Origin of the sequence: Paraburkholderia metrosideri, assembly GCF_904848625.1 — a bacterium.
Taxonomy (GTDB): Bacteria; Pseudomonadota; Gammaproteobacteria; order Burkholderiales; family Burkholderiaceae; genus Paraburkholderia; species Paraburkholderia metrosideri.
On record NZ_CAJHCP010000001.1, the window covers coordinates 316,952 to 343,472 of the forward strand.

A 26,521-nucleotide genomic window follows, 5' to 3' on the forward strand; every position below is an offset into this window, starting at 1 on the left:
GCAATCATGGCTTCATCGAGTTTGACCATGCAACGGGACCCCCGCGCCAGTGCGCTGCGCCGGATCGGCGCGCACCTCGCACCGTGGCTCGCGCCGCTCGCGATCCTGCTGGCCTGGGAGTTCGCCGCGCGCAGCGGCGTGCTGTCCACGCGCGTGCTGCCCGAACCGCTCGCGGTCGTGAAGGCGGCGTGGTCGCTGATCCAGTCCGGCGAAATGTGGGCGGACGTCAAGGTCAGCACGTGGCGCGCGGTGTCGGGGTTCGCGATTGGCGGCGGCATCGGTCTCGTGCTCGGACTCGCCACGGGGCTGTTCAAGCCGATGGAAATCGCGCTCGACTCGACCGTGCAGATGGTCCGCAACATCCCCGCGCTGGCGATGATCCCGCTCGTGATCCTGTGGTTCGGCATCGAAGAAGAGGCGAAGGTGTTGCTCGTCGCGCTGGGCGTGTTTTTCCCGATCTACGTGAATACGTTTCACGGTATCCGGTCGGTTGACGCGAACCTGATCGAGATGGCGCGCAGTTATGGCGTGAAGGGTTTCGCGCTGTACCGGCATGTGATTCTGCCCGGCGCGTTGCCGTCGATTCTGGTCGGCGTGCGCTTCGCGTTCGGTCTGATGTGGGTCACGCTGATCGTCGCCGAAACCATTTCCGCGCAATCCGGGATCGGCTACATGACGATGAATGCGCGCGAATTCCTGCAAACCGATGTGGTGGTCGTCGGCATTCTGCTGTACGCGGCGCTCGGCAAACTCGCCGACGTGCTCGCCAAGGGGCTGGAGCGCGTGTCGCTGCGCTGGCATCCGGCTTATCAATCGGGAGCGAAATCATGAGCGCAACGACCTGGTCGACATCGTTCAGCGGAATCACGGGCAGCGACCTCGAAGCCGAACTGGCGCAGCCGCGCATTGCCGATCATGACGCGGATCAGGCGGCTGATCTGGAATACGCCGATCAACCGCACTCGCACGAGCACTCGCTGGCCGAAGCCATTCAGCCGGCTGGCCCGCTTGCACGCAAGGACGCAGGCAGTCCCGCCGATTACGCGGTGCAACTGCGCGGGGTCGGCAAGCGCTACGGCGAGCGCACGGTGCTGTCGGATTTCGATCTGTCGATCGAACGGGGCAGTTTCGTGGCGATCGTGGGCCGCAGCGGTTGCGGCAAGTCGACGTTGCTGCGGCTGGTTGCCGAGCTGGAAAAAAGCACCTCGGGCGTGCTCGACAAGCGTGCCGCCGATGGTGGTCCGCTCGACACCCGCATCATGTTTCAGGATGCCCGTCTGCTGCCGTGGAAAAGCGTGCTGCAAAACGTGATGCTCGGCCTCGGCCGCGGCGCGCGCGAAGATGCGCGTGCCGTGCTCGCTGAGGTCGGCCTGCTCGAACGCGCAAACGACTGGCCCGCGCAGTTGTCGGGCGGTCAGCGTCAACGCGTGGCGTTGGCGCGGGCGCTGGTGCATCGTCCGCAACTGCTGTTGCTCGATGAGCCGCTCGGCGCACTCGATGCGTTGACGCGAATCGAAATGCACGCGTTGATCGAACGGCTGTGGCGCACGCACCAGTTCACCGCGCTGCTGGTTACGCACGACGTGCATGAAGCAGTCGCGCTGGGTGACCGGATTCTGCTGATCGAAGAAGGGCGGATCGCGCTCGATCAACCGGTGGCGCTGGCACGTCCGCGCGCGCGAGCGTCGGCGGGATTTGCGGCGCTCGAAGAACATGTGTTGCAACGCGTGCTGAAAACCGCGCCAAACGACGATGCGTTGTCTCGACGCATTGACGACGCGCGTGATGAAGGCCGCTCAGTCAAGCCGACCGAAGTCCGCTGGGCCATCTGATTCTCGCTGCTATTAATCGCCTTGTTTTTTATCGCTTCACTGGAGCCACTCGCTATGAGCATTTCCGCAATCAACGTACGTAATCAGTTCAAAGGCAAGATCAAGGAAATCATCCGGGGATCGGTGGTGTCCGAGGTCGATGTGGAAACGCCGTTTGGTATCGTCACGTCCGTCATCACCACGCGCTCCGTCGACGAACTCGAATTGAAGGTCGGTTCGGAAGTCGTCGCGCTGGTGAAGTCGACCGAGGTGTCGATCGCCCGGCTTTGATCGGCAACCATCGACAGAGAACCCCACAAAAACCGCGCTATTTCGCGTTCGCGCCGCTCGCGGGCGGCTGACGGCTCATCTTGTCGTTAGTCGGCTGGTCGGGGCGCCTGATCGGCATGTTGTCGGGATTGGCGGAACCGGTCGTGCCGGACGCGGCGTTGGGCGGCTTGACCATCGGCGACTGGGCCGGCGGCGCGGGCTGCGAGTTTGACTCGGCGATTTTTTCCACCTGAGCGGCCTGGGCCGCGCGCACGATATCTACCGTTTGTGCAAGTGCGGTCGTGGCATGGGTGCCGACCAGTGCCAGCGCGACGCCAGCCGTCAGCATGGTCCGTTTGCTTCGATTCATATCGCCCTCCGTTTGTGACGCGGCGCGCCGGTGATAAAAACGGCGGCATCACCTTTCCCAATACTGACTGCAGGCACCAATGGAATGTCGGAAAGGCCTTCTGACGTTGTGGGCCGGGTGTGTTCGGTGTGTCCGTCCGCCGGCGGTGCGTTGCCCGCATCAGATTTCCAATGGCTTGCGCCAATCTTCGCACGCAATGTGCGTGCCTTGACGTTCACCGGCCGGCGCATATGCAACTGTCCCCGAAACTTGCTACGATGAATTGATCATCTCGACGGAGACGGCCATGTCGAAGTCATTGAGTCCCGAAGCCATTGAAGCCCTGCGACGTCTGAACGACATTGGCGTCGGATTGACGGCGCCGGAGCTGGCGCCGTCGGTCAAGGCGGAATTGCTCGCGAACGGTCTGGCGGCCGAGGCGGGTAGCGGGGAGATCGAGATTACCTGCAACGGCCGGCAATATCTGTCAGGCGATTGCGATTGATCGTCGGACAAAGCGGGTCGGGTAGCGGGTTCATCAACGAATGCCGCGAGCACGACGGGTACCGTCACGTGTAGCGATGAATCGCGCGCGGCACCGTCATTCAGGGCGTACCAACACCCACTACACCACGGAGACGAACATGAAGCCGAAGGGCCTCGATATGGGGGACTACGAGGAGCGTTATCAGGCCTACGACATCGAAGTCGCGGTTGAACAGGTGCTGACCGGTGTAAAAGCGCACTTTCGAGTCTTGCGTGACGCCGTGGTGGTCGTCGACTGGCGGCTAGTGCATATCGACAGTTTGTGGCCAACCGAGCATGCCGCCGCCGAGGCTGCGCTACGTGCCGCGCGCGAGTTGATCGACGCGGGTTTGCCGACATAGCCGCGAGCGCGTGATTTCACCTGTAGTCGCTGATTCCCCGCTCTGATCCCCCGATTTGACCCGCAGGAGACCTCTGTGCATTTTTCGCGCGCAATTCCGATCATCCGTATTTTTTCCGAGGACAACGCCCGGGAGTTCTATGTCGGCTTTCTCGGCTTTGCAGTCGAATGGGAACACCGCTTCGAGGACAATTTCCCGCTTTACATGCAGGTGCGGCGCGCTGACCTGATCTTGCATCTGAGCGAGCATCATGGCGACGCGACCCCGGGGTCGGCGATTTTCGTACCGATTCAGGACATCGAGGCGTTCCACGACGAATTGCTCGGCAAACAGTACAAGTATGGGAAGCCCGGAATCGAGGTGCTGCCTTGGGGGAAGGTGCTGGAGACAACGGATCCGTTTGGCAATCGCATCCGCTTCTGCGAATCGCCGAAAGAGGAATAGCCTTGAAGCGGGACATCATCGAATTGGCGCAAAGCACCTTGGATTGCGGCGTAAACGCAACCAGACGCCGGCATTAGTACTCCATGCGCGGCGCTTGGTTGATCCGCGGCCCTGACGGGCAGCGGGATCGGCTACGAGTGCTTAGTGACCGAAGTAGACCGATTGCGGGCCCGAAGTCGGCGTACGCGTACCCGATTGCGACGACACGTTGTTCACGCCGCCGTATGCATTCGATTCGCTGTTAGCACGTTCAGCCGCGACGGTCTGCGAATTCTGGCCTTGTTGCGATGCCGGTGCGCCAACCGCAGGGCGGTAGAACGGTGCCGGGCCGTAGCCGCTAGCGAATGCGGGAGCAGCGATCGAGGCGGAAACAGCAACCAGCAGGGCAGCGATGAACTTGGTCTTCATGGTAGGACTCCGATAACGTTTCGACTTCATGTGTCAGGAAAGCGTCGCAGGGGCCAAAGAGCTTGTGTCTGCAACGTCGATGGAAGGCAGTGTATACCCCTACTATCGAAAATTTGTACCGATAATGTGAATTAACTGTTCTCTAAGCTGAAATAATCCTTCAGACGTAGAGATGAGAAGGGTGAGCGGTGGTCCGACCCCGTTGACCAAGCGTTTTTGAGGGCAAAAGACCTGATTGCGAGAGCGGGTATCCGAGGGCGGAGAACGGCGGAATAGACCGCGTGGGGTGGCGGGGACCACGATGGCGAGCGTCCGGGCGGCCGCGCCAAACAAAAACGGCGCTGTGATTTTTCACAGCGCCGTTTGCAAAACTCTTTACTACCTGAATTCTTTGGGGTGGCTGATGGGGCTCGAACCCACGACAACAGGAATCACAATCCTGGACTCTACCAACTGAGCTACAGCCACCACTGTCTGACATCTGCCAACCATCGGCAGGCGGGCATTGTACACATTGCGGTAAAATCTGTCCTTTGAATTTCAGCCGTCGGGCCGCCCCATGTCTTTTCCTCAATCTTCCAGCCCGCGCCGCGTCTCCGTTGCGCCCATGATGGACTGGACCGATCGGCATTGTCGCTCGCTGCATCGGGTCATTTCCCGTCATACGTGGCTTTACACGGAAATGGTGACGACTGGCGCGTTGCTGCATGGCGACGTGCCGCGTCATCTGGCGTTTACGCCCGACGAAGCACCGGTCGCATTGCAACTCGGCGGAAGCGAGCCGGACGATCTCGCGCGCTCGGCGAAGCTCGGCGAGCAATGGGGCTACGACGAAATCAATCTGAACTGTGGCTGCCCGTCCGAGCGCGTCCAGCGCGGCGCGTTCGGCGCGTGTCTGATGAACGAGCCGCAACTCGTCGCTGACTGCGTGAAGGCAATGCGCGACGTGGTGTCTGTGCCGGTCACGGTCAAGCATCGTATTGGCGTCGACGCAGTGGAAGACTATGGCTTCGTGCGCGATTTCGTCGGCGCAGTGGCCGATGCTGGCTGCACTGTCTTTATCGTTCACGCGCGCAATGCGATTCTGAAAGGCTTGAGCCCTAAGGAAAATCGCGAGATCCCGCCGCTCAAATACGAATACGCGTATCAGCTGAAACGCGACTTCCCAGAGATGGAAATCATCATCAACGGCGGTATCAAGACGCTTGATGAAGTGGAGACCCATCTTCAACACGTCGACGGTGTGATGCTTGGGCGCGAGGCTTATCACAACCCGTATCTGCTCGCCGATGTCGACGCACGCTTCTACGGCTCGACCGAAACGCCGCTGACCCGCGAGCAGGTCGAAGCGAAACTGATTGAATATTGCGCGGCTGAAATGGCGCGCGGCACGCATCTCGCGCATATCACACGCCATGCACTCGGTCTGTATCGCGGCGAAGCGGGGGCTCGTGGATGGCGTCGCGTGTTGTCCGACAGCAAGCGTCTCGCCGCACGCGATCTGAGCATCTTCGACGAGGCAAGGCAGCATCTGCGCGAGCCAGTCGAATTTTTTGAATAAAGGGCTAGGCAAACGAGATTCTTGTTGGCATACTCTCGTTTCTTCACTGACTTGCAGAGTTTCTCGGCAACGAGATGCAAGCAAGTTAAGCAGATGTCAGTGGTGGCTGTAGCTCAGTTGGTAGAGTCCAGGATTGTGATTCCTGTTGTCGTGGGTTCGAGCCCCATCAGCCACCCCAAAGAATTCCGGCAGTAAAGACTTTTGCAAGCGGCGCTGTGAGAAATCACAGCGCCGCTTTTGTTTTTGCTGAGCCGTTTTGAACGTTGCATCAACGTGCGCGCAAACGCGCGTTCGCCGCCGTCGCGTCAATGCCCGTGGCCGCCGCTGCCATGGCCCCCGCCGCTCCACGCGCTGCCGCCATGCCCGCCATATCCGCCGCCGTGCCATCCGCCATGGCCACCGCCATGGCCGTGCCAGTACCCATGGCCTCCATGGTAGTAACAGCAGCCGCCCCATCCGCCGTAGATTCCCACTGTGCCGAACCCGGGATAGTAGGGCGGCCCATACGCGTAGCCGTAGCCGGGATAGTACGGCTGGCCGTACGCATAGTAGGGCTGCCCGTATGCATAGTCATAACCTGGCGCGACTGCGCATCCAGCGAGTCCGGCTGCTGCCGCCAACAACGCGATCGATGCAATGAGCCTGCTCACGATTTTCTCCTTCACGTAAGAGTCAGAAAAATCGCCTGCGGCGGAGTTCACCGGCATTTGTGTCCGCGCATTACTGTTAATACGCGCCGACTTGTAGCGCGGATTCATACGCGCGAATCGAATGCCATGACAGCGAGGCATCGCGGCTATCTTCCTGCACCTTACCAATTCCGCTTGCTGTAACAGTTAGTTAAATATTCGAAAAGAAACTGTAGGGCGGCGCTGTTAAGTTGGGTCAGACAATTGGCTTTGAATCCGGTCCGATGTGCGTGGTGTGCTACGTCCACGCATATCGGGGTGCGCTAACTCGCATTGAAGCGCAGAAAGCACCCTGGCGCCGGACGAGAAGATCGCATTCGCCCCAAGTCAGGGCCGCTTCACGCGACCCCTGCATACCACCAGCCGTCAATGACGAAAGATCTACAGCCGGCTACCGCGTCCGAATGGCGCGTTCAAGGCGAAGCGCACGCCGCGCGCAACGAACTCGACGCCGCGCTGCACTGTTTCGAAGCCGCCCGCACGCTCGATCCCGCCGATGCCGCCAATTACGAGCGCCTCGCCGCGACGCTCTCCGCGCTAACCCGCTATGCCGAGGCGGCTGAGCGATACCGCGAAGCGATCGCGCGCAGTCCACTCAACGCGGACTTGTATCATGCGCTCGGCTGGACGCTCGAACTCTTGCATCAACTCGAGGACGCGATCGCCGCCTACGGCGAAGCGGTACGCCGCAATCCACAAGCAGACGGCTCGCACAACAACATGGGCAATTGCCTTCAGGCGCTCGGCCGTTTCGACGAAGCGCATGAAGCGTACCGCCGCGCCATCACCGGTGCGCCACGGGTCCCGCTGTATTACCGCAACTTCGTGCAGACCAAGCGTCTGTCAGCTGACGACCCCGTGTTCGTGTCGCTTCAGCGGCTCGTTGCCGATACCGCTTCGCTGAGCGTCGCCAACCAGGCGGAGGTTCACTTCGCGTATGGCCAGGCGTTATCGGATGTGGGCCGCAACGACGACTCGTTCGATCATCAACTGAAGGGCAACGCGTTGCATCGCGCCGGCGTGCGCTATAACGAAGCGGATTCGCTCGGCCTGTTCGCCCATATGCCGACTTTGATGAATGCGGAGGTACTGGCGGCGGCGCGCGGTCTTGGCGATCCATCGGCCGCGCCGGTTTTTATCATCGGCATGCCGCGTTCGGGTTCGACGTTGATCGAGCAGGTGCTGGCGAGTCATCCGCAGGTGTTCGGCGCCGGTGAGCGCACGGAATTCGGCGAGGCGCTGGTCACGAGTATTCGTCGTCCGCCGGACGATCCGCTGAGGATCAGCATCGAGGCGATGCAGGGCGTGGGCGCTGCGCAACTGAGCACGCTGGGGGGGGGACTATCTGCGGTTCATGCACAGGTCGCTGCCGGACATTCAACGCGAAGCGAGCAGCGATGCGCCGCGCTACACTCGTTTCACCGACAAATATCCGTTCAATTTCATCAACGTCGGGCTGATTCATCTGGCGTTGCCGAATGCGCGCTTCATCCATAGCAGCCGGTCGCCGTTGCAAACCTGTCTGTCGATTTTTTCGCGGATTTTCCACGACGTGCCGTTCGGTTACGACCTCGGCGAACTCGGCCGCTACTATCGTGCGTACGATACGTTGATGAAGTACTGGCATAGCGTGCTGCCCGAGGGCGTGATGATCGAAGTCAAATATGAAGACCTGGTCGGCGATTTCGAAGGCAACGTGCGGCGCATGCTCGCGCATTGCGGACTCGATTGGGACGAGCGCTGCCTCGCGTTTCATCAGACGACGCGCCAGGTCAACACCGCGAGTTCGGCTCAGGTGCGTCAGCCGATCTACAAGACATCGCTGCGGCGCTGGCAACCGGCAGCGGAGTTGCTCAAGCCGCTGTTCGAAGGGTTGGGGCCGGAGTTGGCGTACGCCGATGAGCTTGTCGAGCCGCACTCGCGCGCCGCGACTCCAGGCACTGTTGCCGTCACGGAGAGCCGGTCATGAGCGAGTCACGCGGTGCCGTGGTCTGGATGACGGGTTTGTCCGGTGCCGGTAAATCGACGCTGGCCGACGCGCTGCACCGGCGACTTACTAAGGAAGGACGCGCGTCGATCGTGCTCGACGGCGATGTGTTGCGACGCGGACTGAACGCGGACCTTGGCTTCACTGCCGAAGATCGCACCGAGAACCTGCGTCGCGTCGCGCACGTTGCGGCGCTTTTCATGCAGCAGGGTTTCATCGCGATTGCCGCGGTGATTTCGCCCGAGCATCAGCATCGGCGCGCCGCGCGTGACATCGTCGGCAACGGGTTCGTTGAAGTATTCGTGAATACGCCGCTGGAGGTGTGTGAAGCACGCGATGTCAAAGGACTTTACGCACGCGCAAGACGTGGCGAGATTCCTCATTTCACCGGTATTTCCGGGGCCTACGACACGCCGGTCGAACCCGACGTCGTGATTGAAACCGCGTGTATGTCGGTTGATCAATCGGTTGATCAGCTGATTGCCAGACTGATTTTGACGGGACGTTTGTCCTGACTTCCGACTATCGCCACTGCCACGACACGCGCGTGACGTCGTGTCGCGTCAGGTGTGAGCGGATCAATGCATCAGTACCGTCGAATGATGCAACGCGGGGTACACCCCGACAATAAACGCCGCGTATAAAGCGGCCATCGTTACGCCGGCGGCGGTGCCCCAGATATCGCGCGACGCAGCGCCCTGGCGAAAATGCACGGGCAACCCGACGATCAGGTAACCGATCAGAAAAAATGCAATCACCGCGCGGACGGGAGACAGGTCGTGACCGATAAATTCCAGTAGGGCGGGCAGATTAAAAGCGGGCATGAACAGGCGGCAAGATGACAAGCGAACGGTTGCGTGTGAGTGTTTCGCTGCGCAACGACCTATGCCGATTTAAGTCCACTAACGCATGACGCGCAAGCAAAAGTCTGTATGAATTTGTACAAGCCTACATTGCTTGCATGCTGCCTTCGAAGCAACTTTCATCTGGCTTCGTTGCGCTTCAACTGGCTTTCAGTTTTGTGGTTTTGTGCGCGGGTTTCGATAGCGATCAGCGTTTGCGCAATGGTTCGAGCAGCGGCTTCAAACCGTTGTGATCGATCTCCTGCATCAACGCCAGCAGGCGGCCAATTTCGCCGGGCGGAAAGCCTTGGCTCGCGAACCAGTTCAGATAGTGACCGGGCAGGTCCGCAATCACGCGCCCCTTGTATTTGCCATAGGGCATGACACGTGTGACCAGCAGTTCGAGGTGTTCGGGATTCATGGCAGGCGAGGGCGGTGCACAGTGCGTTGAGCGTGAAATGGCGGGCGACGTGTAGAAACACCACCGGACCACGATGCAGCGAGGAGGCATGTCTGTCGCTCGAGCATTCTAGCGTTGCTGCAGGCATTGCGCCGGCGTGGTAACTTCAGCGTTTTCATTTCACACCTTCAACAGGACAATTAGATGGAATACCGCAGACTTGGCGACTCCGATGTGCAGGTCAGCCTGATCGGTCTCGGCACCATGACTTGGGGCGAGCAGAACAACGAACAGGAAGCCCATGCGCAGATCGATTACGCGCTGGATCACGGCGTCAACCTGATCGATACCGCAGAGATGTACCCGGTGCCTCCGCGTGCGGAAACGCAGGGTTCGACGGAGCGTTATATCGGTACGTGGCTCGCGCAGCATCGCAGCGCACGCGAAAAAATCGTGCTTGCCACCAAGATCGCCGGTCCGGCACGCCAGCCGCACAATCCGCGCCATATTCGCGGCGAAGGCAATCAGTTCGACCGCAAGAATCTGGAAGAGGCGCTCAACGATAGCCTCAAGCGTCTGCAAACGGATTACGTCGATCTGTATCAACTGCACTGGCCAGATCGCAGCACGATGACGTTCGGCCGTCCGTCGTACCCATGGGTCGACGACGCTTATACGGTGCCGATCGAAGAAACGCTGTCGGTGCTCGGCGAGTTCGTGAAGGCCGGCAAGGTGCGTCACATCGGTGTGTCGAATGAAACGCCGTGGGGCGTCGCGCAGTTTCTGCGCGCGGCTGAGAAGCTCGGCTTGCCACGCATTGTCAGCATCCAGAATCCGTATAGCCTGGTGAACCGCACGTACGAAGTGGGTCTGTCCGAGTACGCGCATCGAGACAATATCGGCTTGCTCGCGTATTCACCGTTGGCGTTCGGCTGGCTGTCCGGCAAGTACGAAGGCGGCGCGCGTCCGGCCGGTGCGCGCATTTCGCTGTACGAGCGCTTCGCGCGCTATAGCAAGCCGCAAGCCGTTCAGGCAACGACGCGCTATGTTGAACTGGCGAAGCGTCATGGCATGACGCCCGCGCAATTCGCGCTCGCATTCGTCAATAGCCGCCCCTTCGTGACGAGCAATCTGATCGGCGCGACGTCGCTCGAGCAGTTGAAGGAAAACATTGCCAGCGCCGAGGTGACACTGTCGGCGGACGTGCTCGCGGAAATCGACCAGTTGCACGAACTGCAGCCGAATCCGGCGCCTTGAGGTTCTAGCGCTCCGGATTGCCACCCCGGCTCGATAGTCGGGGTGGCGTTGCTGTTTCAGTTATCTCTGCCTCCTCAGCGAATTTTCAGTGCCCCCCGCATCGCATACCGCCCCAGCGGGCTCACCGCTGCGCACGATCCGCTCAACCATCGGCAGGCAGACCGCGCGCGAGCCGCGTTGAGCCGATGCAATGACAGGCCAGCGCAAATGTCCCTGCTGGAACGCAAATCACGACCTACACTGTGGTGGACGGTCGGCCTGGCAAGGCGGCCTGTCCGGCTGGCCATGCTGCAACGCACACCGATGGTAGCATTCAGCCCGAAAAATGGAGCGCGGTGTGCAATCGACGCCGCATGCCGCGCACAACAGAGCGATAGGACTCAGGACATCGAATGGCGCAACAAAAAACAAACCCAAAACTTGAACAGGCGCTGACGCGCGGGGATCTGGCAATCCGTCAGGCGAACTCGGCACGCGCCACCGCGCTGCTGCGTGCGTTGGGCAAGATGATCGTGGACGCATCGGCGACCATCGGCGTGGAAGCGTTCACGCTGATCCCCGATGGCGACAAGATTTACGATCCGGCCGATGGTCTGTGGCCGCAGGAATTGCAGATTTCGCTCGACGGTCCTGTCGAGGATTCCGATCCGGACGAGGTCCGCACGGTCCGATTGATCTCCGACGATCCAGGCACGGTGTTCCGGGTTGAATGGCAACGCGCCGACGGCAAGATCGGGCGTCAGGATGGCGGCCCGTTCGCGACCGTCGCGTTCATCTCGGACGTGGATATTCCATGGACCGACGACGAGGACTGAACTCGTTTGTGATGCCGCAGGCGGACAGGTCCAATGCCTGCGGCTTTTGATTACCTCAAGCCTATTTCATCATCCTGCGACGGAACAGAAGCGCGCAAACGATGAAGCCGCCCACCGCGTACGCGGCCAGCACGGCCAGATGCAAAACCGCATTGTCGATTGGCCGACCGAGCATGGCCGGCCGGATCAGATCGACCGCATGCGCGAGTGGCAATACGCTGGTGGCGATCCGTGCGGCAGCGGGCAGTTGTGACGACGGAAAGAACACGCCGGAGAGCAATAGCATCGGCGTCAACACCAGCGTCTGGTAAAACATAAAGAAGTCATACGACGGCGCGAGCGCTGTCACCACCATGGCAACCGACGCGAACGCGAGGCCAGTCAGCACGATGACCGGCAAAGCCAGCAGCATCGACGGAAACGTGGCGTAGCCAAGCGAGCCGGCCACCAGCATGATCGCGGCCCCGGAGAGCATCGATTTACTGCCGGCCCACACGACCTCGCCGAGCACGATGTCGCCGAGAGTCAACGGCGTATGCATGATCGCCTCCCACGTGCGCTGAACATGCATCCGCGAAAAGCCCGAATACATCGACTCGAAACTCGCCGACATCATCACGCTCGACGCCACCGTGCCCGCGGCCAGAAACGAGATGTACGGCACGCCGTCGACATGCCCGACCATCAGTCCAAGCCCGAAGCCGAGGCCGAACAGGTAGATCATCGGGTCGGCGAGATTGCCGAACATCGACGCGAGTGCGAGCTTTTTCCACACCAGATAGTTGCGCCGCCACACGGCGATCCAGTTCACGGCGTTGGCCGGGAAGGCGGCGAAGAATTCCTGTCTCGACGAGGCGTCGCCCGGCGGGTCGTAAGTGCGTGCGTCCATTGCTTCGTGTCTCTTGCTGGGTTGTGATGGCCGTAGCGGCTTGCAGCAGGCGGGCACGCCTGTGCCGCTGTTCGTGAGCGTTAGTCCTGCATTTCGCGGCCCGTGAGCCGCAAAAACACATCCTCCAGATTGGCCGGCCGATGCAGATAGCGCAGATCGGCGCGTTGCTTGAGTCGCGCGTGCACAGGTTGCGCGTCGTTCACGTAGCAGAACAGCGTCTCACCGCTGATTTCGCTGCGCTCGACCAGCGGCGCCAGTTCGTCGCGCAACGTGAACGGATCAGGACCAAATATCTCGATGACATCGCAGCCGATCTCGGTGGCGATCAACTCGCTCGGCGCACCTTCGGCGATCTTGCGGCCTTCTTCGATCACGCACAGGCGATGACACAGGCGCTCGGCCTCTTCCATGAAATGGGTGGTCAGCAGAATGGTCTTACCGCGCGCCAGCAACGAGCGCAGCCGCTCCCAGATCAGATGCCGCGCTTGCGGATCGAGGCCGGTGGTCGGCTCGTCCATGATCAGGACGTCGGGATCGTTGACGAGCGCGCGTGCCAACGTGAGGCGACGCTTCATGCCGCCTGACAGTTCGCTCACGCGTGCGTCCGCCTTGCTTTCGAGCCGCGCGAATTCGAGTAGCGACGGCACGACCGCGCGGCATTGCGCGGCGCTCAGCCCGAAGTAGCGGCCGAATACCAGCAGGTTTTCACGCACCGTGAAATCAGGATCGAGGTTGTCGAACTGCGGCACCACGCCGACGCGCGCCCGCGCTACCCGCGCGCGGCCGGGAATCGGTTCGCCGCACAGATGGATCGCGCCGGAGTCGGGTGAGGCAATGCCGAGCAGCATCCGCAACGTGGTGGTCTTGCCCGCGCCGTTCGGGCCGAGCAGGCCGAAACATTCACCGGCGTTGACATGAAACGACAGGCCGTCGACGACGGTCTTTTCGCCGTAGCTCTTCCTGACCTGGTGAAACTCGATGGCGGCTTCAGACATAAATCAGCTCGATGCTCCGGAAAAGAACGCGAATGGCCGAGGAGGCCGCTTATTCTAGGGCATCGCGATGCGGATGTTAGCGGGGGCGAATTCGCCCGATGCCGCGTTTTGCACTGCCGCAATGCCCGCGTTCTTCCCCGCCATGGTGCAGAGGTTCGCCCAAACCTGCTGCGCGTAGAGGTTTAGGCCGAATTGGCCGCTAGTTAGCGTTTTCCATCCCTTGCAACCTGAATTGCGGCGCACCATGATTGAATCAGATCGCGCTTTCCGCGCGAGGGGAGAAAATCATGGCGAGCTACCAGAAAATCCTGCTGTGCTACGACGGCTCGCGCGAAGGCCGAAAGGCGCTGCGCTGCGGCGCCGATCTCGCGCTGGACCTGAAGGCCGAAACGCATTTGTTGTCGGTCGTGGATATGCGATCGAGCATTGCGCAAAGCGCCGGGCTACTCACCGACGTAGCCTGTGGCAGTTTCGAAAAGACCGCTCGTGACATTCTTCAGGAAGGGGTGAACTGGCTCACCGAGCGAGGCGTCAGTGCGCAAGGGCACTTTGCGTTCGGTCACCCTATCGACGAAATTGCGAATCTCGCCAATGACCTGAATGTCGACCTCGTCGTGGTAGGACACCGCTGCCGCACGGGTTTGTCGCGCTGGTGGATGGGGGCGGGTAACACGCCGCTGCTCGATCGGATTTCATGCAGCATCCTGGTGGCTTGCTCGTCAGCGCAGGAGCAGCAGCAAGCCGAGGCGGCTTGATGCGTGGCGGATAGTCGCGACGGCTTCGGCTTCGCTTCGCCATGAAGCGAAGCCGTCCGCTGCAAGTGGGCAGCACTCGCTGCGGTTATTGCCGCCGAGCGCGGCCTGAACGCTTTGATGCGCTCCTCCACGCACGGCAGACATTCGCGCTCCACACGTGCGCGACGAGCCAGCCGGCTCTCCGATCCACCATTCACGCTCACTCGTTCAGATTGATTGCAGTGAGTTTCCAGGTGAACAAACCTTCGCGCTGAAAGATCGCCGAATAATTTGCGTTCGCTTCGCCACGCCGGTAGGTGACGACAAACTCGTTGATGCCGCGATAACCCGCCGTGGTTTCCCGCGCTGGTGGTTGCGTTGCGTTGGCCGCGTCTGCAGCCGGAGGTGAGGCGGGTGTATCTGCTGCTGCGGGCGGATTGTTTGCATCAGGCGGCGCGGCCGGCCGCTCGCCCGGATCGCCGCGCGGCGGCATTCCGTTCAGCAATGCCGCGACGCCGTCTGGTGTCGCGTAGGAATCCACTAGCGGACCAATCAACGTGACGCCGATCATTGCGCCAATGGTGGCTAACTTGCTGTTGGCATCGGCGTCCAGCCGACGCGTCAGCATGCCTGTGATCTGCTGCTTGAGGCTGTCGCGTAACGCAGGAAAGTCGACGTACTGGTTGACGGTTTCTGCGTCGCGCGCATCGGCTGCGCGTTTGAGGTTTCTTAGCGCGATATAGGGCGACGCGTACGCGAACCCAAGTGCAGCGATCACCACAATCACGATCAACGTAATGATCAGCGGACGAGCGGCGCTGCCCTTCATGCGTGTCGGAACTGTCATCGAATGGGACTCCCGATCAGGTTTAATGTAATCGTGGACCACGGCCCCGCAAAAACAATCCCATTCTATGCAAATATCTGAGTGCCAGGTCTTAAAAGCGCGCAGAGCAAGCGACGATGTGTCATGTGGCAGGACCGGCTTCTTACTTGGCACTTGCTCAAACCTCACTCGCGTGAGTCAACCAGATTGCGGCGCGACCAGGCACTGAACCCGGTTTCACTCAGCCTTCGAACACGGCGCCGTGAAGGTTGGCTTCTTCCGCAATGCAGTGATCGATCATCCGGCATACCGCGTCGACCGTGCCGACCATGATGAGTCGCGACGGCCCGTGATAGACCCGCACCGGCGCACGCCGGGCAGGTTCCGCGGTATTCAGCCCGGAATTCAACGACACGCGAGCAAACGCCGGCAACGAAGAAGGCAAGCCAGCGACACCCTCTGACGCGTCGAACAGCGATGGAGTGCTCGCCGCCGGTGCCTCGTTCAATGAGCAGGGCACCAACTTGCGCAGATGGCGCAAACGACCGAACTGGCGAAAAGGCAGCAGGCGGGCAAGGCGTTCCATAAGTCTCTCCGATGCAGCAGTGATGCAGCGTGGGTTAAGCGAGCCGGCGCAAGCGGGACAAAGCGAACCAAAGGTGAAGCAAACGCGTGCGCGGACAAAGTGAAAACTCAGCGCGGACCAGGCGCTGACGAAGCACGAAGCAGGCGCAGGCGGTTAGAACTCGCCCGGCCGAATCAACCCGACGGCGATACCTTCCAGCGCAAATTCCGCGCTGCCGGTTTCGACGAAGATGTTGTCGTAATCGGGGTTTTCCGCGATCAACTCAAGGCCGTTGGGCCGACGCTTCAGCCGCTTGACCGTTACGTCGTCGCCCAGCCGCGCAATGATGATCTGGCCGTCTTTGGCCTCGCTCTTCTTCTGCACTGCAAGCAGGTCGCCGTCGAAGATGCCTGCGTCGCGCATGGACAGCCCGCGCACCTTCAGCAGATAGTCAGGCTTGCTCGAGAACAGCGCCGGGTCGCACGCAAAGTGCTGCGAGATATGTTCTTGCGCAAGGATCGGGCTGCCTGCGGCCACCCGGCCGATGAGCGGCAGCGACAACTGCATGATGCTGGGATGCGGCAGCGTGAACTGATGCGGTGCGTCGTCAGGGCCCGCCAGCAGGCGAATGCCACGCGAGGCGCCAGCCGCGAGTTCGATCACGCCCTTGCGAGCAAGCGCGCGCAAATGCTCTTCTGCCGAGTTGGCCGAGCTGAAGCCCAGCTCGGCGGCAATTTCCGCGCGGGTGGGCGGGAAACCGGTGCGTTCGATCGCCCGGCGGATCAGATCGAAAACCTGCTGCTGTCGTGCGGTGAGTTTTGTCATGGCCACTGTATGTATGAACAGGTAACTGTATTTTTATACAGTATTCGGCGTAATTCAAGCTTTACTTTAAGTTCGTCACGAAAGGGGCCGCTCCAGCGTCGGTGCAGGATGTCAAAACAGCCGTTTTCGTGCCGCAACGCCTTATCCCGCTGTCGTTACCACTTTTACGTATTAAAGAATGAATAAACATTATTTTTAATGATGAAAGCCCTTCGATAGACTGGCCTCCGAGTTGGCGCTCATGTGCACGTGACCGCGACGCAAAACAACATCACACGCTGTTTTCAGCGGACCACACGCGGAGAAAGTTGGCATGAACCATCGCAACACGGGACTGGCGGGTAGAACGAAAAAACTGATCGCGGCGCTGGCGTTCGGCGCGGCGAGTGTCGCGGGTGTCGTTGGTGTGGTTACCCAGGCGCACGCGGACACCACGCTGCTGAACGTCTCCTACGACCCGACGCGCGAGTTGTATCAGGACGTCAATCAGGCCTTCGGCAAGGAATGGAAGGCGAAGACCGGCGAGAGCGTCACGTTCAAGCAGTCGCACGGCGGCTCGGGTGCCCAGGCGCGCTCGGTGCTCGACGGCCTGCAGGCGGATGTCGTCACGCTGGCACTGGCTTACGACATCGACGCGCTGGCGAACAAGGGCATCGTCGACAAGGGTTGGCAAAAGCGTTTGCCGGATAACGCGTCGCCGTACACGTCGACGATCGTGTTCCTCGTGCGCAAGGGCAACCCGAAGCACATCAAGGACTGGGACGATCTGGCGAAGCCGGGCGTGTCGATCGTCACGCCGAATCCGAAGACCTCGGGTGGCGCGCGCTGGAACTACCTCGCAGCATGGGCGTATGCCGAACATCAGCCGGGCGGCAACGCGCAGAAGGCGAAGGAATTCGTCAGCGCGGTCTACAAGAATGCGGGCGTGCTGGATTCGGGCGCGCGTGGCGCGACCACCAGCTTCGTGCAACGCGGTATCGGCGACGTGCTGATCGCGTGGGAAAACGAGGCGTTCCTGTCGCTGAAGGAATTCGGTCCGGACAAGTTTGAAATCGTCGTGCCGTCGGTGAGCATTCTGGCCGAGCCGCCGGTTGCGGTGGTGGACAAGGTGGTCGACAAGCACGGTACGCGCAAGCTGGCTGAGGCTTACCTGAACTTCCTGTACAGCGAGGAAGGCCAGGAAATCGCCGCGAAGAACTTCTATCGCCCGCGTTCGAACAAGGTGCCCGCTGAGCTGACCGCGAAGTTTCCGAAGCTGAAGCTGTACACGGTAGATGACTCGTTTGGCGGCTGGGCGAACGCGCAGAAAACGCACTTTGCCGATGGCGGCGTGTTCGATTCGATCTACCAGCCTCAGTAATTCCGCCGCGGCCTGAAATGGCAAAGGCATAGCGGCGCGGTAACGCGCCGCTTCCGAGCGCGCCCAGTGGGCGCGCTTTTGGCTAACCGGAGCACGGTGGCCACAAGCGGTGATCAAAACCGGTGATCGAAGCCAGTGATCAAAAACGTAAGCATCAACCTGAAAGAGTATCCAGCATGACGACGTTCACCTTCCGGAAACCGAGCGCGTTGCCCGGTTTTGGTCTGACACTCGGCATCACGGTGGCTTATCTGAGCCTCGTGGTGCTGATTCCGCTTGCGGCGACCTTTCTGAAAACCGCCACGCTCGACTGGAATCAGTTTGTGCGCGCGGTCACGTCGCCGCGCGTGCTCGCGTCGTATCGGCTGACGTTTTTCTCCGCGCTGGGCGGCGCGTTGATCAATGCGGTGTTCGGCTTTCTGGTTGCGTGGGTGCTGGTGCGTTATACGTTTCCGTTCAAGCGCATTGTCGATGCCGTGGTCGATCTGCCGTTCGCGCTGCCCACGTCGGTTGCCGGTATTTCGCTGGCGGCGGTGTACTCGGGCAACGGCTGGATCGGGCAGTTTCTCGAACCGCTCGGCATCAAGATTGCGTTTACGCCCGCGGGCGTGCTGGTCGCGTTGACCTTCATCGGTTTGCCGTTCGTCGTGCGCACGGTGCAGCCGGTGCTCGAAGAGTTCGAACGTGAGCAGGAAGAAGCGGCTGCGTGCCTGGGTGCGACGCGCTGGCTGACGTTCCGGCGAGTGGTCTTGCCGGCTGTTTTTCCGGCGTTGCTGACGGGCTTCGCGCTCGCGTTCGCGCGTGCGCTGGGTGAATACGGTTCGGTGATTTTCATCGCCGGTAATGTGCCGATGAAGTCGGAAATCACCTCGCTGCTGATCATCACGAAGCTCGAGCAATACGACTATGCCGGGGCAACCGCGCTGGCCGTGGTGATGCTGGTCGTGTCGTTCCTCATGCTGTTGCTGATCAACACGTTGCAGTGGTATTTGCAGCGTCGCACGAAGCGCGGCAGTGCGGGGCCGGCGCCAGGCCCGACTGTGCCGGGTGTCGCAGCGATTGGCGGAGGTGCGCAATGAGCCGCCATTCCGTGAACGATGCAAAGAGCGCAAATGGCAAGAATGGCACGAATGGCGCGGCGGCTGTCGCGCTCGCGCCGCGTTCGCCGCTGAATGCGTCGCGCCGTCCCGATCCCGTTACCGAGCGCCCTCTCGTGCGCTGGGTTCTGATCGGCATCGCGCTGCTGTTCCTCGCGCTGTTTCTGGTCGTGCCGCTGGTTTCCGTGTTCTACCAGGCGTTGAGCAAGGGCCTCGGCTTCTATTTCGAGTCGCTTGCCGATCCGGATGCGCTGTCCGCGATCAAGCTGACCGTGATCACCGCCGCCATTGCAGTGCCGCTGAACCTCGTGTTCGGTCTGGTTGCGTCGTGGTGTATCGCCAAGTTCGAATTCCGCGGCAAGGCGCTCCTGACCACGTTGATCGATCTGCCGTTCTCGGTGTCGCCGGTGATTTCCGGCCTGATCTACGTGTTGATGTTCGGCGCACAAGGCTGGTTCGGCCCGTGGCTCGAAGACCATAACGTGCAGATCATTTTTGCGGTGCCGGGCATCGTGCTCGCCACCATCTTCGTCACGTTCCCGTTCGTCGCACGCGAACTGATTCCGTTGATGCAGGCGCAAGGCAACGACGAAGAAGAGGCCGCGCACGTGCTCGGCGCGTCGGGATGGCAGATTTTCCGCCGCGTCACGCTGCCCAATATCAAATGGGGCCTGCTGTATGGCGTGATTCTGTGTAATGCACGCGCGATGGGCGAGTTCGGCGCGGTGTCGGTGGTGTCCGGTCATATTCGCGGACAGACCGACACGATGCCGCTGCACGTCGAAATTCTCTACAACGAATACAACTTCTCGGCAGCGTTCGCCGTGGCGTCGGTGCTGGCTCTACTCGCACTCGTGACGCTCGGGTTGAAGCTGCTCGCCGAGCGTCATATGTCGGCGGAACTGTCGTCCGCACGCGATGTGCCCGCATACGCCGGTCCTGTGCCGCAATCCGCGCAAGCTGGCGGTTCGCAGTCAGGCCACGCGTCGCCGGGTGGGCCGAAGTCCGTCAATGCAACGCATGCACCCCAGCAACACCCGCTCAAGCAAGGAGAGCTGTAATGGGTATCACCGTTCGTAACCTGCAGAAGCGCTTCGGCGATTTCGTCGCGCTCGATAATGTCTCACTCGACTTTCCGCCGGGTGAACTGGTTGCGCTGCTCGGGCCATCGGGTTGTGGCAAGACCACGTTGTTGCGTGTGATCGCCGGTCTCGAATATGCGGATGGCGGCCAGGTCGTGCTGCAAGGTCAGGACGTCGCGACGGTCGGCGCACGTGAGCGTGAGGTCGGCTTCGTGTTCCAGCATTACGCGCTGTTCCGTCATATGACGGTGTTCGAGAACGTCGCGTTCGGACTGCGCGTGAAGCCGCGCAAGGAGCGTCCGTCGGAAGCGGTGATTCGCGAGAAGGTGCATGAACTGCTGAAGCTCGTGCAACTCGACTGGCTGGCACAGCGGTATCCGTCGGAATTGTCGGGCGGTCAGCGGCAACGGATTGCACTGGCGCGCGCGCTGGCTGTCGAGCCGAAAGTGCTGTTGCTCGACGAACCATTCGGCGCGCTCGACGCGAAGGTGCGCAAGGAGTTGCGTAGCTGGCTGCGTCGTCTGCATGACGATCTGCATATCTCGACGATTTTCGTCACGCACGATCAGGAAGAAGCGCTCGAAGTGGCCGACCGTATCGTCGTGCTCAATCGTGGGCATGTGGAGCAGGTGGGCAGTCCGCAAGACGTGTACGACCATCCGCAAACCTCGTTCGTCTATGAGTTTCTCGGCGCGGCGAACCGTCTGCATGGCAATGTCGATGCCAGAGGCTTCGTCGTCGACGGCGCGGCGCTGCCGGTATCGGTCACGGCCGGTTTTAGCGGCCCGGCGTTTGCGTATGTGCGGCCGCACGACCTGCAGTTGTATCCGCAGGCGGCGGGGCATCGCGAAGGCATCGTCGTCGACGTGCGGCGCGTGGTCACGCTCGGCGGCTCGGTGCGCGTCGAACTCGCGGGCCGCGAGGGCAATCTGCTCGAAGCCGAACTCGACCGCGAATCGTGGCGCGATCTGCAACTGTCCGTTGGCGATGGCGTGACGGCCGTGCCGCGAGCGCTGCGTGTCTTCCCTGCGCAATGAGCCGGATGAACGCGCGAGACAGGAAACGGTAACGCAGCATAAACCGGCGTTTTAGCCGAACCCAAGAACTCAAATAACTTAACTCTGGCCGAACCGGAGAGACAAAGATGAATTTCCAGCAATTGCGCTTCGTGCGCGAAGCCGTGCGTCAGAACATGAATCTGACGGAAGTCGCGAACGTGTTGTACACGTCGCAGTCGGGCGTGTCGAAACAGATCAAGGATCTGGAAGACGAACTCGGCGTCGACATTTTCATTCGACGCGGCAAGCGTTTGACGGGTCTGACCGAGCCGGGCAAGGCGGTGCATCAGCTGATCGAACGGATGCTGCTCGACGCGGAAAATCTGCGCCGCGTGGCCCGTCAGTTCGCCGATCAGGACAGCGGCCATCTGGTCGTCGCAACGACCCACACGCAGGCGCGTTACGCGCTGCCGAAGGTGATCCGCCAGTTCACCGAAGTATTCCCGAAGGTGCATCTGGCGCTGCGTCAGGGCAGCCCGCAACAGATCGCGCAGATGATCATCAACGGTGAAGCGGATATCGGTATCTCGACTGAAGCGCTCGACCGTTTCCCGGACATCGTCACGTTCGCATGCTACTCGTGGCATCACATCGTGGTGGTGCCGAAGGGGCATCCGCTGGTGGGCCGCGAAAACCTCACGCTCGACGAGATCGCCGAATTCCCGATCGTCACGTACGACCAGGACTTCACGGGCCGCTCGCACATCGACCAGGCGTTCGCCAAAGCGGGCGCGTTGCCCGACGTCGTGCTGACCGCAATCGACGCCGACGTGATCAAGACCTACGTCGAACTCGGCATGGGTATCGGCGTGGTCGCGGCGATGGCTTACGATCCGAAGCGCGACACCGAACTCGTCGCGCTCGACACGCAGCATCTGTTCGAAGCGAGCACGACGCGAATCGGCCTGCGCAAGGGCGCGTTCCTGCGGGCGTACGCATATCGGCTGATCGAGATGTTCGCGCCGCAACTGAAAGAGGCGGACATCGCCGCGCAACTGCGCGAAGCGGTCTGATCTGCGTGCCGGGCGTTTGACGCCTGGCATGCATGGCGACGCGTTCCGAATCGAACGGCCATCCGTTTATTTCTCACGTGGCGGCGTGCGGGCATCGCTTACAATCGCCGCCATGACTACTTTGACCTCTTCTTCCGCAACGCCTTCGGGCGAGGACGCCACGCCTGTGTTGCCGCGCATCGCCGTGCTGGCAACGGGCGGCACGATTGCCGGGGCGGCGGCGGACGCCACCAACACGTCCGGTTATCAGGCGGGTGTGGTCGGTGTCGATCGCTTGCTGGCGGTGGTGCCGGCTTTGTCGACGGTGGCGCGTATTGCGCCGGAGCAGATTGCCAGCGTCGACAGTAAAGACATGGCGATGCCGCTGTGGACCACGCTCGCACAACGCATCAACATGCTGCTGGCTTCCAGTGAAATCGACGGCGTCGTGATCACGCATGGCACCGACACGCTCGAAGAAACCGCCTACCTGCTGCATCTGACGATCAAATCGGCCAAGCCGGTCGTGCTGACCGCGGCGATGCGTCCAGCGTCGGCGCTCTCCGCCGATGGACCGCTGAATCTGCTGAACGCGGTGACGGTGGCAGCGCACGCGGGTTCACGCGGGCAGGGCGTGCTGGTCGCGTTCAACAACCGGATCCATAGCGCACGCGATGTGGTCAAGACGAGCACGTACGCTGTCGACGCATTCCAGTCGCCGGAAATCGGTGCACTCGGTTGGGTTCAGGATGGCCGCGTCGAATTCCAGCGCAGCGTGGTGCGGCCCCACACGGTCGCGACCGAATTCGTGATCGGCCCGAACTGGCCGCATGTGGAAATTGTGACGAGTTATGCGGGCGTGTCGCGGATCGCCGTAGATGCCCTGGTGACCGCCGGCGTGCGCGGTATCGTTGTCGCCGGAACGGGTAACGGTTCGATTCACGTGTCGATGCAGCAGGCACTCGCCGATGCCGCATCGCAAGGCGTGGCGGTGATACGCGCGTCGCGTGTGGGCTCGGGGCATGTGATGCGCAATGGCGCAGCCGCCGATGACGCACTTGGCTTCGTCAGCGCGGGTTCGCTGAATCCGTACAAGGCGCGCGTGCTGCTGATGCTGGCACTGGCCGCAGGCGGCACAGGGCCAGTTGCATTGCAGAAGATATTCGATACGTATTGATGTGACGCGATGTGACGCTGCGCAGTGTCGCAATGGCAATCGCGCAGATTTTTCTTAAAGCACGACCGTCAAACGACAACGCGGCTTCGGGACTATCCGTCTCGAAGCCGCGTTGTCGTTTCAGCAAGCAGTTTAATGCGGGCCGTCACACTTGAAGGCAAACCTCACACCGGCGGAATGACCAGCACCTGGCCCGGGTAAATCTTGTCCGGGCTTTTCAGCATCGGCGTGTTCGCCTGAAAGATCACGTCGTTCTTCGCGCCGCTGCCATAGTATTTCTCCGCGATCTTCCACAGATTGTCGCCGGCCACGACAGTGTGAAATTGCGTTGGCGCAGCGGCGGGCGTGGTGACGGTCAGTTGATCGTCGACCTTGTCGACGTTCTGCACATTGCCGGCCGCGACCAGAATTTTGTCCTTGGTCGGCTGATCGGCGGCTTCACCTGACACCGTGACCGCGTGACTCGTGCCGTCATACGCGACTTGCAGGTTAGTGGCGTCCAGACCCTGGCTGCGGATATACGTGGCGATCGCGTCGCCTGCCGTTTTATTCAGCGCGGCAAGATCGGGCGCGGCGGGAGCGGCTGCGGCCTGAGCGGGCGCAGAACCGGCGCTGAACAGTTTTTCGCCGGCTTCCTTGATAAAGCTGAGAATACCCATCGATCACACTCCTGACGTGGCGGCGCAAAAACAGATTGCGCACGGGGTTGGGACACTGGTCGTGAAGCAAACGAATGACGTGGAATACGCACCTGTGTGACGCGAGATGCGCGTGCCGAAGCAGGCAAATGCGCGCAATAGCGACATGCGAAGCGTCATGCAGATGCAGGCAACCAGACTCAACGAGTGTAGGAGAAAAGTGCGCGACGAAGTGTCAAAAAACGTACGGCGAACAGCGCGGAGTTGCAAGCAAATGCAAGCGTGCGTGCACGCAAGCGGCGTGCATGCTTGCCTCGCGTTGCGAGAGATTGGCGGAAAAAGCAGAACGATGAATCCGACAGCCGGACACCCGACGACGACGTCTGACCGACCAAGGCTTCCCCGGCGTCGCCGGGTGCCGCTGCGGACCCCACTTGCCGCTCTCAGCCCAGAGCGGCACGATTTGCCCGTTCCACCGCGCAAGCTGCGCACGATGAACGGACGCCCCACCTGTGATTGCGATGACGTTAAACATTCGACGCTCATCGCAATCTGTATGACTGCATGATGTATTTTTTATGTTCCGTGTATGACGCTCGCCATACACGCTCCCAGTGCGGCCTGTCGTTGGGCTTCGCCGCCGTTGAGTGTTCCCGGCGCTGCGGCGCGACTCATACGGGCATCGTGCGTGGTACGAATTGCGCAGCAGCGTCTGCACCGGCCCTGTCGATAAAACCTCTCACGCGACCTTAAGCTGCCTTCGCTTCGCTATCCGGCGCTTGCGCGACTTCGTAATTCGCCATGATTTCCAGCGCGCGCACCATGGCCGAGTGATCCCATGCCTTGCCGCCGTTCGCTGCGCACACGCTGAACAATTGTTGCGCGCTAGCCGTATGCGGCAGAGCGATGCCCAGCTTGCGTGCACCATCGAGTGCGAGGTTCAGGTCTTTCTGGTGCAGTTCGATACGGAAGCCCGGATTGAACGTGCGCTTCGTCATCCGCTCGCCATGTACTTCGAGAATCCGCGATGACGCGAAGCCGCCCATCAGTGCCTTGCGCACGCGCTCGGGATCTGCGCCCGAACGCGACGCGAACAGCAGCGCTTCAGCTACCGCTTCGATATTCAACGCGACGATGATCTGGTTCGCGACCTTGCAGGTTTGACCCGCACCGTTGTCGCCGATCAGCGAGATGTTTTTGCCCATCAACTCGAACAGCGGCTTGGCCAGTGCGAACGCTTTTTCCGGACCGCCAACCATGATTGTCAGCGACGCTTCACGCGCACCGACTTCGCCACCCGATACCGGCGCATCGAGATAGTCGACCCCGAGTGTATTGATCTTCTTCGCGAACGCCTGTGTGTCGAGCGGGGAGATCGAGCTCATGTCGATCACCAGCTTGCCCTTCGTGAGACCGGCGGCGACGCCGTCGTCGGCGAACAGCACGTTGGCGACGTCAGGGGTATCCGGCACCATGATGATGACGATCTCGGCGGCTTGCGCAACGGCGGTGGAATCGGCGACGACGCTGGTGGTTTTCGCGAGGTCTTCCGGCACCGGGTACGCGCCGTTCACGACCAGCGAGTGACCGCCCTTGATGAGGTTGCGCGCCATATGCGCGCCCATGATGCCGAGGCCGATGAAACCGATCTTTGCCATGTGTCTGAATCTCCAGTGTTGTGTGATGCGTCCCGTTCAGCGACTTCGGGACGTCGTGCGCCTGCTATGCGTTGCTCACGCCGCTGCGTGCGCTGCGCCGCGAGTTTGTCCGGCCACGCTTTGCACCCAGCCAAGGCCGGCCGCCGTCGTCGTACGCGGCTTGTATTCGCAACCGATGTAGCCGTCGTAACCCAGCGAGTCGAGCAGCGCGAACAGATACGGATAGTTGATTTCGCCCGTGCCCGGCTCATTGCGGCCCGGGTTGTCGGCAAGTTGAATATGCGCAATCTGCGGCAGATTCTTTTTGATCGTGGCGGCGAGTTCGCCTTCCATCCGCTGCATGTGATAGATGTCGTATTGCAGGAACAGATTGTCGGAATCGACTGCGCGAATCACATCGAGACCTTCGTCCGAACGGTTCAGCGCGAAGCCGGGGATGTCGTACGAATTGCACGGTTCGACCAGCAGTCTGATGCCGGCCTTTTTCAGTTCGCCCGCGGCAAAACGCAGGTTGTCGACGATGGTCGACCGCGCTTTATCCACATCGACGCCGGCAGTCGGAATGCCGACGAGGCAATTCAGTTGCGGCACTTTCAGCGCGCGTGCATATTCAATTGCGCGGCCCACGCCTTCCTGGAATTCGCCCACCCGATCAGGCAGGCATGCGATGCCGCGTTCACCTGCTTCCCAGTTGCCCGCAGGCAGGTTGTGCAGCACGAGCTTCAGGCGATTCTGTTGCAGGCGTTCGCTCAGTTCCGCGATCTGATACGGATACGGGAACAGGAATTCGACGGCGTGAAAGCCCGCATCCGCTGCTGCTGAAAAGCGCTCGAGGAACGGGACTTCGTTGAACAGCATGGTGAGGTTCGCTGCGAATTTCGGCATGATGCGTGTGTCTCTCTGGT

General features: G+C 61.0%; 30 protein-coding genes, 2 tRNA genes and 1 pseudogene. 19 read left to right on the forward strand and 14 right to left on the reverse strand.

The window, feature by feature from the left end; all coding sequences use genetic code 11:
• Nucleotides 1-6 precede the first annotated feature (6 nt).
• The 3 genes from ssuC to LMG28727_RS01340 are packed head-to-tail and all read left to right on the forward strand — an operon-like array spanning nt 7 to nt 2,102.
• Nucleotides 7-831, forward strand: a complete 825-nt coding sequence (gene ssuC / locus LMG28727_RS01330) for an aliphatic sulfonate ABC transporter permease SsuC (RefSeq protein ID WP_201640515.1) — start codon at nt 7-9, stop codon at nt 829-831.
• Nucleotides 828-1,832 carry an ATP-binding cassette domain-containing protein gene (locus tag LMG28727_RS01335; protein ID WP_201640516.1) on the forward strand — a complete coding sequence of 335 codons (1,005 nt, stop codon included), beginning with the start codon at nt 828-830 and terminating at the stop codon, nt 1,830-1,832. Before ssuC ends, LMG28727_RS01335 begins: the two co-directional genes overlap by 4 nt.
• Nucleotides 1,833-1,886: 54 nt before the next feature.
• Nucleotides 1,887-2,102 (forward strand): TOBE domain-containing protein, encoded by a 216-nt coding sequence (locus tag LMG28727_RS01340; protein ID WP_074763818.1) that lies wholly within the window; start codon nt 1,887-1,889, stop codon nt 2,100-2,102.
• Between the two features lie 37 nt (nt 2,103-2,139).
• Here the strand turns inward: LMG28727_RS01340 and LMG28727_RS01345 are convergent, their stop codons facing one another.
• A complete protein-coding gene (locus tag LMG28727_RS01345) occupies nt 2,140-2,451 on the reverse strand; it encodes a hypothetical protein (RefSeq protein WP_201640517.1) in 312 nt (103 codons plus the stop codon).
• 286 nt (nt 2,452-2,737) lie between these two features.
• Here LMG28727_RS01345 and LMG28727_RS01350 point away from each other — a divergent pair, with 286 nt between their 5' ends.
• The 3 genes from LMG28727_RS01350 (at nt 2,738) to LMG28727_RS01360 (ending at nt 3,761) form a co-directional block, all read left to right on the forward strand.
• Nucleotides 2,738-2,935: a hypothetical protein gene (locus LMG28727_RS01350; RefSeq protein ID WP_201640518.1), complete on the forward strand. Its 198-nt coding sequence runs from the start codon at nt 2,738-2,740 to the stop codon at nt 2,933-2,935.
• Between the two features lie 139 nt (nt 2,936-3,074).
• Nucleotides 3,075-3,317, forward strand: a complete 243-nt coding sequence (locus tag LMG28727_RS01355) for a DUF6566 family protein (protein ID WP_201640519.1) — start codon at nt 3,075-3,077, stop codon at nt 3,315-3,317.
• A gap of 75 nt (nt 3,318-3,392) precedes the next feature.
• On the forward strand, nt 3,393-3,761 hold the full coding sequence (locus tag LMG28727_RS01360) for a glyoxalase superfamily protein (RefSeq protein ID WP_201640520.1): 369 nt from the start codon (nt 3,393-3,395) through the stop codon (nt 3,759-3,761).
• Between the two features lie 141 nt (nt 3,762-3,902).
• Here the strand turns inward: LMG28727_RS01360 and LMG28727_RS01365 are convergent, their stop codons facing one another.
• Nucleotides 3,903-4,169, reverse strand: a complete 267-nt coding sequence (locus tag LMG28727_RS01365; RefSeq protein ID WP_201640521.1) for a hypothetical protein — start codon at nt 4,167-4,169, stop codon at nt 3,903-3,905.
• 392 nt (nt 4,170-4,561) lie between these two features.
• Nucleotides 4,562-4,637: transfer RNA gene (locus tag LMG28727_RS01370), tRNA-His, on the reverse strand.
• A 91-nt stretch (nt 4,638-4,728) separates the two neighbouring features.
• On the opposite strand from LMG28727_RS01370, the gene dusA reads away from it, so the two are divergent.
• Together dusA and LMG28727_RS01380 are read left to right on the forward strand one after the other, a co-directional pair.
• A complete protein-coding gene (gene dusA, locus LMG28727_RS01375) occupies nt 4,729-5,730 on the forward strand; it encodes a tRNA dihydrouridine(20/20a) synthase DusA (RefSeq protein WP_201640522.1) in 1,002 nt (333 codons plus the stop codon).
• Nucleotides 5,731-5,832: 102 nt separating this feature from the next.
• A tRNA-His gene (locus tag LMG28727_RS01380) sits at nt 5,833-5,908 on the forward strand.
• A 127-nt stretch (nt 5,909-6,035) separates the two neighbouring features.
• On the opposite strand, the gene LMG28727_RS01385 is transcribed toward LMG28727_RS01380, so the two are convergent.
• Nucleotides 6,036-6,380, reverse strand: a complete 345-nt coding sequence (locus LMG28727_RS01385; RefSeq protein WP_201640523.1) for a hypothetical protein — start codon at nt 6,378-6,380, stop codon at nt 6,036-6,038.
• A gap of 408 nt (nt 6,381-6,788) precedes the next feature.
• Between LMG28727_RS01385 and LMG28727_RS34725 the strand changes: the two are divergent.
• Both LMG28727_RS34725 and cysC read left to right on the forward strand, forming a co-directional pair.
• A pseudogene (locus tag LMG28727_RS34725) lies at nt 6,789-8,388 on the forward strand (sulfotransferase).
• Complete coding sequence (cysC, locus tag LMG28727_RS01395; protein WP_201640524.1) at nt 8,385-8,921, forward strand: adenylyl-sulfate kinase; 537 nt, start codon at nt 8,385-8,387, stop codon at nt 8,919-8,921. Before LMG28727_RS34725 ends, cysC begins: the two are co-directional and overlap by 4 nt.
• Before the next feature lie 63 nt (nt 8,922-8,984).
• On the opposite strand, the gene LMG28727_RS01400 is transcribed toward cysC, so the two are convergent.
• Nucleotides 8,985-9,230 carry a hypothetical protein gene (locus LMG28727_RS01400; protein ID WP_201640525.1) on the reverse strand — a complete coding sequence of 82 codons (246 nt, stop codon included), beginning with the start codon at nt 9,228-9,230 and terminating at the stop codon, nt 8,985-8,987.
• Nucleotides 9,231-9,456: 226 nt separating this feature from the next.
• On the reverse strand, nt 9,457-9,669 hold the full coding sequence (locus LMG28727_RS01405) for a DUF3820 family protein (RefSeq protein WP_042323893.1): 213 nt from the start codon (nt 9,667-9,669) through the stop codon (nt 9,457-9,459).
• Nucleotides 9,670-9,852: 183 nt separating this feature from the next.
• On the opposite strand from LMG28727_RS01405, the gene LMG28727_RS01410 reads away from it, so the two are divergent.
• Together LMG28727_RS01410 and LMG28727_RS01415 are read left to right on the forward strand one after the other, a co-directional pair.
• Nucleotides 9,853-10,905, forward strand: a complete 1,053-nt coding sequence (locus LMG28727_RS01410; protein WP_201640526.1) for an NADP(H)-dependent aldo-keto reductase — start codon at nt 9,853-9,855, stop codon at nt 10,903-10,905.
• Nucleotides 10,906-11,297: 392 nt separating this feature from the next.
• Nucleotides 11,298-11,720, forward strand: a complete 423-nt coding sequence (locus LMG28727_RS01415; protein ID WP_074763828.1) for a hypothetical protein — start codon at nt 11,298-11,300, stop codon at nt 11,718-11,720.
• A gap of 61 nt (nt 11,721-11,781) precedes the next feature.
• On the opposite strand, the gene LMG28727_RS01420 is transcribed toward LMG28727_RS01415, so the two are convergent.
• Nucleotides 11,782-12,609, reverse strand: coding sequence for an ABC transporter permease (locus LMG28727_RS01420; protein WP_201640527.1), 828 nt, complete (start codon nt 12,607-12,609; stop codon nt 11,782-11,784).
• Between the two features lie 80 nt (nt 12,610-12,689).
• The gene (gene nodI, locus LMG28727_RS01425) at nt 12,690-13,604 is read right to left on the reverse strand and encodes a nodulation factor ABC transporter ATP-binding protein NodI (protein ID WP_201640528.1); all 915 of its coding nucleotides are present in this window, start codon (nt 13,602-13,604) and stop codon (nt 12,690-12,692) included.
• 287 nt (nt 13,605-13,891) lie between these two features.
• Between nodI and LMG28727_RS01430 the strand changes: the two genes are divergently transcribed.
• The gene (locus tag LMG28727_RS01430) at nt 13,892-14,359 is read left to right on the forward strand and encodes a universal stress protein (RefSeq protein WP_201640529.1); all 468 of its coding nucleotides are present in this window, start codon (nt 13,892-13,894) and stop codon (nt 14,357-14,359) included.
• A 199-nt stretch (nt 14,360-14,558) separates the two neighbouring features.
• Here LMG28727_RS01430 and LMG28727_RS01435 read toward each other — a convergent pair whose 3' ends face one another.
• From LMG28727_RS01435 to lexA, 3 genes are all read right to left on the reverse strand, one after another.
• Nucleotides 14,559-15,185, reverse strand: a complete 627-nt coding sequence (locus LMG28727_RS01435; protein ID WP_201640530.1) for a DUF2939 domain-containing protein — start codon at nt 15,183-15,185, stop codon at nt 14,559-14,561.
• Between the two features lie 220 nt (nt 15,186-15,405).
• Complete coding sequence (locus LMG28727_RS01440; RefSeq protein ID WP_201640531.1) at nt 15,406-15,750, reverse strand: hypothetical protein; 345 nt, start codon at nt 15,748-15,750, stop codon at nt 15,406-15,408.
• Nucleotides 15,751-15,903: 153 nt separating this feature from the next.
• Nucleotides 15,904-16,554 carry a transcriptional repressor LexA gene (lexA, locus tag LMG28727_RS01445; protein ID WP_201640532.1) on the reverse strand — a complete coding sequence of 217 codons (651 nt, stop codon included), beginning with the start codon at nt 16,552-16,554 and terminating at the stop codon, nt 15,904-15,906.
• A 313-nt stretch (nt 16,555-16,867) separates the two neighbouring features.
• On the opposite strand from lexA, the gene LMG28727_RS01450 reads away from it, so the two are divergent.
• From LMG28727_RS01450 to LMG28727_RS01475, 6 genes are all read left to right on the forward strand, one after another.
• Nucleotides 16,868-17,914, forward strand: a complete 1,047-nt coding sequence (locus LMG28727_RS01450; protein ID WP_201640533.1) for a sulfate ABC transporter substrate-binding protein — start codon at nt 16,868-16,870, stop codon at nt 17,912-17,914.
• A gap of 176 nt (nt 17,915-18,090) precedes the next feature.
• Nucleotides 18,091-18,993, forward strand: a complete 903-nt coding sequence (cysT, locus tag LMG28727_RS01455; protein WP_201640534.1) for a sulfate ABC transporter permease subunit CysT — start codon at nt 18,091-18,093, stop codon at nt 18,991-18,993.
• Nucleotides 18,990-20,072 (forward strand): sulfate ABC transporter permease subunit CysW, encoded by a 1,083-nt coding sequence (gene cysW / locus LMG28727_RS01460; RefSeq protein ID WP_201640535.1) that lies wholly within the window; start codon nt 18,990-18,992, stop codon nt 20,070-20,072. Before cysT ends, cysW begins: the two co-directional genes overlap by 4 nt.
• On the forward strand, nt 20,072-21,130 hold the full coding sequence (locus LMG28727_RS01465; protein WP_201640536.1) for a sulfate/molybdate ABC transporter ATP-binding protein: 1,059 nt from the start codon (nt 20,072-20,074) through the stop codon (nt 21,128-21,130). Before cysW ends, LMG28727_RS01465 begins: the two co-directional genes overlap by 1 nt.
• 107 nt (nt 21,131-21,237) lie before the next feature.
• A complete protein-coding gene (locus tag LMG28727_RS01470) occupies nt 21,238-22,164 on the forward strand; it encodes a CysB family HTH-type transcriptional regulator (RefSeq protein ID WP_201640537.1) in 927 nt (308 codons plus the stop codon).
• A 112-nt stretch (nt 22,165-22,276) separates the two neighbouring features.
• Complete coding sequence (locus tag LMG28727_RS01475) at nt 22,277-23,320, forward strand: asparaginase (RefSeq protein WP_201640538.1); 1,044 nt, start codon at nt 22,277-22,279, stop codon at nt 23,318-23,320.
• Between the two features lie 164 nt (nt 23,321-23,484).
• On the opposite strand, the gene lysM is transcribed toward LMG28727_RS01475, so the two are convergent.
• From lysM to otnI, 3 genes are all read right to left on the reverse strand, one after another.
• On the reverse strand, nt 23,485-23,979 hold the full coding sequence (gene lysM / locus LMG28727_RS01480) for a peptidoglycan-binding protein LysM (RefSeq protein ID WP_074763840.1): 495 nt from the start codon (nt 23,977-23,979) through the stop codon (nt 23,485-23,487).
• Between the two features lie 728 nt (nt 23,980-24,707).
• Entirely contained in the window at nt 24,708-25,616 is a 909-nt protein-coding gene (locus LMG28727_RS01485; protein WP_201640539.1) for a 2-hydroxy-3-oxopropionate reductase, read from the reverse strand.
• Nucleotides 25,617-25,691: 75 nt separating this feature from the next.
• Entirely contained in the window at nt 25,692-26,501 is an 810-nt protein-coding gene (gene otnI / locus LMG28727_RS01490; protein WP_201640540.1) for a 2-oxo-tetronate isomerase, read from the reverse strand.
• Nucleotides 26,502-26,521: the final 20 nt, after the last annotated feature.